Raw genomic sequence first — 10,652 nt, forward strand, 5'->3', positions numbered from 1 at the left:
CTCTCGCTATTGTGCGCTCACTGTATTGAATTATTACGATGAGGTGAGCTGTGAATGTGTGGATTTTGCTACAAGGTTTTGGATTAGGTGCAACGATGATTATTCCTATTGGTGCACAAAATGCCTATGTGCTAAACCAAGGAATTAAGCGCAATCACCACTTAACGACGGCGACCATCTGTAGTCTACTGGATGTGATTTTTATTTCTCTGGGTATATTTGGTGGCGGTGCCCTACTCTCAAGTAACGAAATCTTACTGACCTCAGTTACCTTAGGCGGTGTTGCTTTTCTCTCATTTTATGGATTTATTTCTTTAAGGAGTGCCTTCACTTCAACAAGCACTAATGAATCGGATGGCGAAGTGATCGCACGTGGTAAACGAACGGTTATTCTAGGCGCGTTAGCCGTTACTGTGCTTAACCCACATTTATACTTAGATACGGTTGTGATTTTGGGATCGATTGGTGGTCAGTTTGAAGGCCATGATCGCATCGCGTTTGCGCTAGGAACCATGATGGCCTCTTTTGTATGGTTTTATTCTTTATCAATTGGTGCTGCGAAACTGGGGCCGACGCTCTCAAAGCCTAACGTGAAGAAAGGAATAGACATGGCCGTGGCTGCAATGATGTTTAGCATCGCCTTTATCCTTGCAAAAGGGCTGGCAATTCAATATCTGTTGTAAGTGTATAACCAACAAAAAGAAAGGGCATGAACTGAATAATCATTTCATGCCCTTTTCACTTGATTGAAAATGAATTAATTCATTTTATTCAGATGAACATCCATTTGTGGGAATGGGATCTCAATACCTTCTTTATCTAACTCTTCTTTGATGGCTTGTAACAAATCAAAATAAACAGCCCAATACTCTGTCGTTTTCACCCAAGGACGAACCACAAAATTGACTGAAGAATCGGCCAAGGCCATTACACCGATAGTCGGTGCAGGATCTTTCAACAAACGAGGCTCTGCCGCGACTACTTTAGCCAGCACTTCCTTGGTTTTTTGCAGATTGGACTTATAAGAAACACCAATCACCAAATCAATACGACGAGTGTCATGGCGTGAATAGTTAACAATTGGGCCACTGATGATCGAACCATTAGGCACAATCACCATTTTATTGTCAGGCGTGCGCAGTACTGTTGAAAAAATTTGAATCGATTCAACCGATCCAGCAGTACCACTCACTTCCACGTAATCACCGGATTTGAATGGGCGGAATGCCACAATCAAAACGCCCGCAGCAAAGTTTGATAGGGAGCCTTGTAGCGCTAAACCAACCGCCAATCCAGCCGCACCGATAATGGCCACAACAGAAGCGGTTTGCACACCAATGCGACCTAAAGCGGCAATTAATACCACTACAAATAGCGTATAACGGACTAGACCATGAACAAACTCAACAACTGCTTTGTCCATGTCTTTCTTTTTCAGAGCCTTGGCAACACTTCCAGCCACAGCTTTAACAACAATGTTACCGATAAATAGGATCAGAATAGCGGAAATAATATTGACGCCGTATTGTATCAAAAGATCTGAATTATTGGTCAGCCAAGTATTGGCTTGCGCTAAACCATCGACTAATGGACCTTCGATGCCCATTGATTCACCTGACATATTGCATTTCCTCTTTATAAAATCATTTTGAATGTTGTTGTTACCACTGAACATCAAATACAAAAAACGACTGACAGCAGAGTGTCAGTTTTTTGGCACAATATCTCACTTTGGTTATGTTGCAAAGTCAGTTTTATGTAAACACTGACAAAACAAATAGTTACTTGGAAGCATTGATATGAGCTTGTTAGAGGTTAAGCAATATTTTAACAATCCGCCAGTCATTTTGTCTGAATCTCGGCCATAAAAAAACCCGCTCATTGAGCGGGTTCATCACTTAGTCCAGATAAATGAACTTATAGTACGTCGATCGCATTAAGGTCAGCGAAGGCTTTCTCTAAACGAGCAACCATCGATGCTTGACCAGCACGTAGCCATACGCGTGGATCGTAGTATTTCTTGTTTGGCGCAGATTCACCCGTAGGGTTACCAATTTGACCTTGTAGGTAATCATGGTTTTCAGCTTCGTACTGACGGATACCGTCCCAAGTTGCCCACTGAGTATCAGTATCGATGTTCATTTTGATAACACCATAGCTGATTGACTCTTTGATCTCGGCTTCAGAAGAACCAGAACCACCGTGGAATACGAAGTTTAGAGAGTTCGCTGGAAGGCCAAATTTCTCAGAAACATACGCTTGTGAATCACGTAGGATAGTTGGAGTCAGTACCACGTTACCCGCTTGGTAAACACCGTGTACGTTACCGAAAGAAGCTGCGATAGTGAAACGGTGGCTCACTGCGCTCAATTTCTCGTAAGCGTAAGCTACGTCTTCAGGAGAAGTGTACAGCTCAGATGAATCCATGTCTGAGTTGTCAACGCCGTCTTCTTCGCCACCAGTACAACCCAGTTCGATCTCGATAGTCATACCCATTTTAGCCATACGCTCTAGGTATTTCGCACAAGTTTCAACGTTCTCTTCTAGAGACTCTTCAGAAAGGTCTAGCATATGAGAAGAGAATAGAGGCTTACCAGTTTGAGCGAAGAACTCTTCGCCTGCGTCTAGTAGACCGTCGATCCAAGGAAGTAGTTTCTTCGCAGCGTGGTCAGTGTGAAGAATAACAGGCACACCGTAAGTTTCTGCTACAGCGTGAACATATTTCGCGCCAGCAACCGCACCTAGGATTTGTGCACCTTGACCAGCAAGTTTAACGCCTTTACCAGCAAAGAAAGCCGCGCCACCATTAGAGAACTGAACAACCACTGGCGCTTTCACTTTAGATGCAGCTTCAAGAACCGCATTGATAGAGTCAGTGTTCACTACGTTTACTGCAGGAAGAGCAAAGTTATTTTGTTTTGCAACTTCAAATACTTTCTGTACGTCATCGCCAGAAATTACGCCTGGTTTTACGAAATCGAAGATCTTAGACATGGATTTGATCCTATTTTTTCTATCGTTTTAAAAATAAAACAGTTAAGTTTAAATTCTTGCAAACGTTTGCTCACAACTGGCGTCATTCTATCAGAATAAAAACACACGTGCAGCAAACAAGAAAGCGGGAATCACTCCCGCTTTCATTAGTCATTAAGCTTTCGCGCGTGCTTCTAGCATTTCAACCGCTGGTAGTACTTTACCTTCAACAAACTCAAGGAATGCACCGCCGCCAGTAGAGATGTAAGAGACATCCGCTTTGATACCGAACTTGTCGATTGCCGCTAGTGTGTCACCACCACCAGCCACTGAGAAACCTGCAGATTTCGCAATCGCTTCAGAGATACCTTTTGTACCTGCTTCGAAGTTTTTGAATTCAAATACGCCAACAGGACCGTTCCATAGAATGGTTTTTGCGTTAGCGATGATTTCAGCTAGTTGTGCGGTTGAGTCTGGACCTAGGTCGAAAATCATATCGTCATCTTGAACATCCGCCACGTTTTTGATTTCCGCTTCTGCGTTTTCATCAAAGGCTTTTGCACAAGCAACATCTGTTGCTACTGGAATAGAACACTCTTTCATCAACTTTTTAGCCGTTTCAAGCAAGTCTGCTTCATATAGAGACTTACCTACGTTGTGGCCTGCTGCTGCGATGAAAGTGTTAGCAATACCACCGCCAACAACCAGTTGGTCAGCAATTTTAGATAGCGATTCTAGAACCGTTAGTTTAGTAGATACTTTTGAGCCACCAACGATAGCCACTAATGGACGCTCTGGGTTATCCATTGCTTTGCCTAGTGCTTCAAGTTCTGCTGCCAATAGTGGACCAGCACAAGCGATAGGTGCTTGCATACCAATGCCGTGAGTTGAGGCTTGTGCACGGTGAGCCGTACCAAATGCATCCATCACAAATACGTCGCAAAGAGCGGCGTACTTTTTAGATAGTTCTTCTTCGTTCTTTTTCTCGCCTTTGTTAAAGCGAACGTTTTCTAGAACAACAAGCTCACCTGCGTTTAGCTCTAGGCCATCTAGGTAATCTTTTGCCAGTTTCACTTCGCAATCTAGCGCGTCGTTTAGGTAATTAACCACTGGTAGTAGAGAGAACTCTTCCGCGTATTCGCCTTCAGTTGGACGACCTAGGTGAGAAGTAACCATCACTTTAGCGCCTGCCGCTAGGCAGTGCTGAATTGTTGGTAGCGATGCAAGAATACGTGCATCAGAAGTTACTTTGCCATCTTTCACTGGTACGTTTAGGTCAGCACGGATAAATACGCGTTTACCTGCTAGGTCCAGGTCGGTCATCTTGATTACAGACATGGTTTGTCCTCTCAAATATTAATAAATAAAGTTTTTGGAAACCCGGCAACCTTGCCGAGCCTATAAATTCTTCAAACTGGTTATCGATATGGAGATTTGAGTTATTTATTTCAAGCCTGAAAATAAATAAATCTCCATCATCCTGCTACTACTCGGATGCTTGCATTGCGAGTGCCGTATCCAGCATGCGATTCGCAAAGCCCCATTCGTTATCACACCAAACGAGCATTTTAACAAGCTGCCCGTTGCTCACTCTTGTTTGTGAACCATCAACAATCGCACTATGGGGATCGTGGTTAAAATCGATGGAAACAAGCGGAGCTTCAGTATAGTCAACAATGCCACGTAATGTACACTGAGATGCGTTAACAATGGTTTGATTTACGTCATTAACTTTCACATTTGTATTAATTGTGACACTCAAATCCATCGCGGTGACATTAACTGTCGGTACGCGCACTGATATCGCTTCAAATTTGTTAGAAAATTTCGGAAAGATCCTTTCAATTCCTTTGTGCAACTTGGTGTCCACTGGAATGATGGATTGGCTTGCGGAACGTGTTCGACGCAAATCGGTGTGGTAGGCATCGATCACTTGTTGATCATTCATTGACGAGTGAATGGTGGTAATGGTTCCGGAATCGATACCAAACGCTTCATCAAGAACTTTAATAATCGGTACAATGCAGTTGGTGGTACAGGATCCGTTCGACACAATGCGATGTTCTGCGGTTAGCGTCTCATGGTTGACCCCATAAATGATCGTATTATCGAGATCATGTGAGCCGGGATGTGAAAAGAGTACCTTCTTTGCACCTGCCTCAATGTGCTCCAAACCATCGGCTTTTGAGCCGTACACACCCGTGCAGTCGAGCACAATATCAACGCCTAAATCGCGCCATGGCAGAAGTTTGATTTCACTAAGGTGCAAAATTCGAATCGAGTCATACTCATCCAGCCCATGATGAACATAGATATGCTCTTGATCATTGGTGATCTTTTTACCAAATCGACCATGAGTAGTGTCGTATTGCAGTAGGTGCGCCATGGCATCAGGTAGCGCCAGCTCATTCACCGCCACCACTTTTATCTGCCGACTTTTTCCACTTTCATATATCGCACGCAGCACGTTGCGCCCGATACGCCCAAAACCATTGATCGCGACTTTAAGCATCATTCCATCGTCTTAACTTTTTTCGTGGTACAGATAGTAACCGATAGCGACCAAGAGCAACACCCCAAGCCATCAGTTGTCGCAAAAGATTCCGTTTCTAAGCGAACTCAAGGTATAAGCAACGGCGGCTACGACAAGAAAGATGTCCATAAAAAATGGCTCACCAAACGGGAGCCATTTCATTTGCGGTATTGATGGTTTAAAAATTAACGTCAATACCTAACCAATAACGACGTCCATCTTCTACATAGCCATATTCTTGGTATGAAATTTCTTCATCGAGTAGATTGTAAATCGCACCTTTCAAACTTACTTGAGAAGAAAGCGCGTAAGTGATGCCAGTATCGATGAACTGATAAGCTGGCTCAATCAAGCTGCTACGAGAAGGGCCAGTGACTGGGTTGCTCTCTTTTCCACGATAAGTCAGCTTCAACCAACTGCTCAAATTGTCAGTCGCTTGCCAATCAATATCAGCGCTGAAGCGATGTTCAGGTTGTTGCTCAAGTGGCATACCTTGATATTTTCCGGTTTTTTGCTCTGAGTCAGTAAAGGTATAGCTCGCGTTGAAATAAACCGTTTCTGTGATAGGTAAACCGAGCGTACTTTCAACCCCACGCGTGTACGCTTCATCAACGTTCACTCGATAAGTGGGATCAGAGCCCCACTCGTTCGGGCCTGCAGTACAGACGTTGCTTGGGCACACAACACGGGTAATTTTGTCTTTGAAATCATTATGGAAGAAAGTCAAACTCGCGTTAAGACCCGCTCCATTTTGGTACATCAACCCCAACTCTTTGTTGATTGAAGTTTCGGGTTTTAAATCTGGGTTGCCGTAAATATTACCGCCTTGACTCACTTGCGCCCAATTTGGCGTGACTTCTCTGAGCTGCGGTGAACGGAAACCCGTGGCCACGCCACCTTTCAGAATCCACGCTGGATTGATGGTCCACACGCCATACGCTCTTGGGCTAAAATGAGAACCATAATTTTCATCGTGGTCAACACGGCCACCTAAGGTTAGGTTAAACGACTCGGTCATGCGCCACTCGTCTTCAACAAACGCCGCCCATTGAGTGCTTTCAATCTGAGTTAAATCAGAGGCTTTATTTGAGGTAAAATCTTCTAACTTTGAATGTGAAGCCTCAATGCCTACGGTTGCCGTATTGTTAGTCAATGGCACCACTAAGCTTGATTTAGCCACCGTATTGATGATCTCCATCTCACGGCTTTTATTGTTACTTACTTCACGTTGGACATAAGTATCCGACACACCATAGTCGCCCCAATCCCCTTGGTGAGAAAGGGAAATATAGGTTCTACGGTATTCGTTTAAGCTGTCTTCGCACCCACCTTTACAACCTGTCGTTGGCACGGATAACCCTACATTGCCTCGGCGATCTTGTGCGGAAGTGCCCACTTCAAAAGTCAGATCATGCTGCTCATTAAGTTGGTAGTTTAACTTTGAAGTTAAACTTTTTAAGCTTTTGTCTTGGTAGCCACGTTCAATCTTATCTTCATCGCGTTCGGTACTCTGTCCATAAACTTGCAGAGAAAGATTGTCGGCCAGTGGCCCTGTCAGGAAGAAGTTGACGCTGTTCTGATCGCCAGAATCGCGATTTTCTTGGAAAACCGTATCCAACTGAACACTGCCTGACCACTCTTGATTATCTTTTCGTGTGATGATGTTGATCACACCACCAATCGCATCTGAACCATACAAAGTCGACATTGGGCCACGAATCACTTCAATTCGTTCAATGGCTTGCAGTGGTGGCATCCATCCCTGCTCAATACCTGGGCCATCACTATTTGGTCGAGTTTGACGCGAAGATTGACGCTTACCATCGACTAACATCAAGGTGTAGTTTGAACTCATACCGCGCAAGCTGATGTCTGTTTTGTCACCACCTCCAGTCACCAACACGCCCGGCACACTGCGCAGTGCATCGGTTACATCACGATAATAACGTGATTGCAACTCTTCTCGTGTAATCACACTGATACTCGCTGGAGCCTGCGCTTGTGTTTGTTCAAAACCAGCCGCCGTCACCACTAATTTCTCATAAGATTGAATTTCTTCAGCGAACACGTGTGATGAGGTGAATAACCCGAGCGCTGCAGTAATTGCAACATTCAGCGGATTGAGTCTGGACATGTACCACTCCTTTAAATGATAATGATTATTAATTTCAGGAGTGGATTATTCATAATTTTGATGATTGAGATAGATAGACAGATGGAATGGTCGATACCGAATATGGAACACAGTGATGATTAGATTAAAAGGCCATTTTACTTATGCATGATTTCAGTGCGATCAAAGCTTTCCATGCTCTCTGTCAATACAAAAGCCTGACTGCGGCGGCGAAAGCGCTGGAACAGCCTAAGTCCACCCTCAGTCGACGTTTGGCGTCTTTGGAAAACGATCTCGGACAAGCCTTAATTGCTCGGCAAGGCAACCGTCTAACTTTGACTAAAGCTGGGCAAGTTTTTGCAGTTTATACAGAACAACTGCTTGAATTAGCAGAAAAAAGCCATGAAGCACTGCAAGAGTTTAATAACCAAATCAGCGGTGAAATGACCTTGGTGGTTCATCCGAACTTAATTCGTGGCTGGTTGAGCAACGTATTGGATGAGTTCATGCAAACCCATACCGAAATCAACATTCGACTCTACAGCCAATATGTGGCAGAAGAGTCGCATCTTGAGCCTGATTTATTGATTTGGATTGGCCCGTTTGCTCAACAAGGCTGGAGACGTGAATTGCTCGGCCATTGGCAATATTCACCTTATGCGTCGCCACACTATCTTGCCAATAACGACATGCCAGAGCATCCACAGGATCTAGTCAAACATCCTTGGATTGATTTTATCGCTTTTCGCCAAGAAGCCTTGGCTCTCATCCATCCTATTCACGGCAGCTATCTTTTACCTGCGCTCACAAGCCGCTTGCAGAGTGATAATTTAGCTATGCAAGCGGATGCGATAGCCAAAGGAAGAGGCATCGGCTTACTGCCGACATGGTTTGCCAAAGGCTTTGAACAAGCGCACCCAAACAGTGTGCAAGCATGTTTGCCAGAATGGTTGTCGCCACCCACTGAAATTAGTTGTCATTATCCAGCAGGCAGACATCCGCTCAAACTGCGTCTGTTTATCGACGCGCTACGTCAAGCCTGTCCTGAGGAATGGAAAGCACCATAAACATCAAGATCAAAAAAGCCCAGCGAGTCATTCGCTGGGCTTTTACATTAAAAATAAGAAGACTTAAGCAAGCAGCTCTTGTGCTTGTTTCACCACGTTTTCAGTCGTAAAGCCGAACATTTTGAACAGTTGATCCGCTGGTGCTGACTCACCAAAGGTAGTCATACCGATGATCTTGCCGCCAAAACCAACGTACTTGTACCAGAAGTCGGCGATACCTGCTTCAATTGCAATACGCTTAGTCACGGCGGCTGGTAGTACGGCTTCGCGGTAAGCTGCGTCTTGTTTATCAAACGCATCGGTCGATGGCATCGAAACTACGCGCACTTTCTTACCTTCTGCTGTAAGTTGCTCTGCGGCTTTTACCGCCAGTTCAACTTCAGAGCCAGTGGCAATCAGGATAAGCTCAGGCTGACCAGTGCACTCTTTTAGGATGTAACCACCTTTCGCGATATCCGCAACTTGCGTTTCACTGCGTGGCTGCTGCGCTAGGTTTTGGCGAGAGAAAATCAGCGCTGATGGGCCATCTTTACGCTCAATCGCCAACTTCCATGCGACGGCTGATTCCACTTGGTCACACGGACGCCATGTGCTCATGTTCGGTGTCAAACGCAGTGAAGCCACTTGCTCAACCGGTTGATGGGTTGGGCCATCTTCACCCAAGCCAATCGAGTCATGAGTGTAGACTTGGATGTTCTGAATCTTCATCAGCGCGGCCATACGCATTGCATTACGGGCGTATTCCATAAACATCAGGAAGGTTGCGCCGTAAGGAACGAAGCCACCGTGCAGCGCGATACCATTCATGATGGCAGTCATACCGAATTCACGCACACCGTAGTGAATGTAGTTACCCGAGAAATCTTCCGCCGTGAGCGATTGAGAGCCCGACCACATGGTGAGGTTAGACGGTGCCAAGTCCGCCGAGCCGCCCATAAATTCTGGCAGCATTTTACCAAACGCTTCCAGCGCATTTTGTGACGCTTTACGTGACGCAATATTGGCTGGGTTAGCTTGAAGGTCAGCGATAATTTGACTCGCTTTCGCTTCCCATTCTGCTGGCAACTCGCCATTTACGCGGCGTTTGAACTCAGCGGCTTCGGCTGGGTAAGCGGCGGCGTAGGCTTCAAACTTGGCGTTCCAATCGGTTTCTTTCGCTTGGCCAGCTTCTTTGGCATCCCACTGCGCGTAAATGTTGGCAGGGATGTGGAAAGGTGCATGCGGCCAACCCAGGAATTCACGCGCTGCTTTGATTTCTTCAGCGCCTAAAGGGGCACCGTGACAGTCGTGTGAGCCCGCTTTATTTGGCGAGCCAAAACCGATGATGGTTTTGGTGCAAATCAAGGTTGGACGAGGGTCTGCTTTCGCAGCCTCAATCGCGGCATTAATCGCTTCAGCGTTATGGCCATCAACCGCAGCAATAACATGCCAGCCGTACGCTTCAAAACGTTTTGGCGTGTCATCAGAGAACCAGCCTTCCACATGACCATCGATAGAGATGCCGTTGTCATCCCAAAACGCAATCAGTTTGCCAAGGCCCAGTGTGCCCGCCAGAGAACACGCCTCGTGCGAGATGCCTTCCATCAAACAACCATCACCCATGAACACATAAGTGAAGTGGTCAACAATGTCGTGACCCGGTTTGTTGAACTGCGCCGCCAGTGCTTTTTCAGCCATCGCCATGCCGACCGCATTAGTAATACCTTGGCCTAGTGGGCCCGTGGTGGTTTCAATGCCCGGCGCGTAACCGTATTCTGGGTGACCTGGTGTTTTTGAGTGCAATTGACGGAAGTTTTTCAAATCATCAATCGACAGCGCGTAACCGCTCAGGTGCAATAAAGAGTAAATCAGCATTGAGCCGTGGCCGTTTGACAGCACAAAACGGTCGCGGTCAGCCCATTGTGGGTTTTGTGGGTTATGGTTTAAGTGGCTACGCCAAAGCACTTCAGCGATATCCGCCATACCC

Annotated in this window: 8 protein-coding genes; 2 read left to right on the forward strand and 6 right to left on the reverse strand. The window is 45.7% G+C overall.

Features of this window, described 5'->3' with window-relative positions; genetic code table 11:
* Positions 1-50: 50 nt before the first annotated feature.
* Positions 51-683, forward strand: coding sequence for a LysE/ArgO family amino acid transporter (locus AACU59_RS00230; protein WP_094145159.1), 633 nt, complete (start codon positions 51-53; stop codon positions 681-683).
* A gap of 74 nt (positions 684-757) precedes the next feature.
* Here AACU59_RS00230 and mscS read toward each other — a convergent pair whose 3' ends face one another.
* The 5 genes from mscS to AACU59_RS00255 form a co-directional block, all read right to left on the reverse strand.
* Positions 758-1,684: a small-conductance mechanosensitive channel MscS gene (gene mscS / locus AACU59_RS00235; RefSeq protein WP_161437663.1), complete on the reverse strand. Its 927-nt coding sequence runs from the start codon at positions 1,682-1,684 to the stop codon at positions 758-760.
* A gap of 233 nt (positions 1,685-1,917) precedes the next feature.
* Complete coding sequence (fbaA, locus tag AACU59_RS00240) at positions 1,918-2,994, reverse strand: class II fructose-bisphosphate aldolase (protein ID WP_013857804.1); 1,077 nt, start codon at positions 2,992-2,994, stop codon at positions 1,918-1,920.
* Between the two features lie 153 nt (positions 2,995-3,147).
* Positions 3,148-4,311 carry a phosphoglycerate kinase gene (locus AACU59_RS00245; RefSeq protein WP_026027969.1) on the reverse strand — a complete coding sequence of 388 codons (1,164 nt, stop codon included), beginning with the start codon at positions 4,309-4,311 and terminating at the stop codon, positions 3,148-3,150.
* Between the two features lie 148 nt (positions 4,312-4,459).
* The gene (gene epd, locus AACU59_RS00250) at positions 4,460-5,485 is read right to left on the reverse strand and encodes an erythrose-4-phosphate dehydrogenase (protein WP_094145161.1); all 1,026 of its coding nucleotides are present in this window, start codon (positions 5,483-5,485) and stop codon (positions 4,460-4,462) included.
* A 199-nt stretch (positions 5,486-5,684) separates the two neighbouring features.
* Positions 5,685-7,640 (reverse strand): ligand-gated channel protein, encoded by a 1,956-nt coding sequence (locus AACU59_RS00255; protein WP_094145162.1) that lies wholly within the window; start codon positions 7,638-7,640, stop codon positions 5,685-5,687.
* A gap of 143 nt (positions 7,641-7,783) precedes the next feature.
* Between AACU59_RS00255 and AACU59_RS00260 the strand changes: the two genes are divergently transcribed.
* Entirely contained in the window at positions 7,784-8,686 is a 903-nt protein-coding gene (locus AACU59_RS00260; RefSeq protein ID WP_019282284.1) for a LysR family transcriptional regulator, read from the forward strand.
* 63 nt (positions 8,687-8,749) lie between these two features.
* Here AACU59_RS00260 and tkt read toward each other — a convergent pair.
* Positions 8,750-10,652: transketolase (gene tkt / locus AACU59_RS00265; protein ID WP_161437664.1), on the reverse strand; the 1,903-nt coding region annotated here is incomplete at its 5' end.

The organism is Vibrio sp. V23_P3S9T160 (assembly GCF_963886625.1).
In the GTDB taxonomy this organism is placed as follows: Bacteria; Pseudomonadota; Gammaproteobacteria; order Enterobacterales; family Vibrionaceae; genus Vibrio; species Vibrio anguillarum.

What these genes read in the sequence shown, in the direction of transcription:
- fbaA (WP_013857804.1), bottom strand. Translation starts at nt 2,994, where the DNA reads ATGTCTAAGATCTTCGATTTCGTAAAACCAGGCGTAATTTCTGGCGAT.
- AACU59_RS00245 (WP_026027969.1), bottom strand. Translation starts at nt 4,311, where the DNA reads ATGTCTGTAATCAAGATGACCGACCTGGACCTAGCAGGTAAACGCGTA.
- epd (WP_094145161.1), bottom strand. Translation starts at nt 5,485, where the DNA reads ATGCTTAAAGTCGCGATCAATGGTTTTGGGCGTATCGGGCGCAACGTG.
- AACU59_RS00255 (WP_094145162.1), bottom strand. Translation starts at nt 7,640, where the DNA reads ATGTCCAGACTCAATCCGCTGAATGTTGCAATTACTGCAGCGCTCGGG.
- AACU59_RS00260 (WP_019282284.1), top strand. Translation starts at nt 7,784, where the DNA reads ATGCATGATTTCAGTGCGATCAAAGCTTTCCATGCTCTCTGTCAATAC.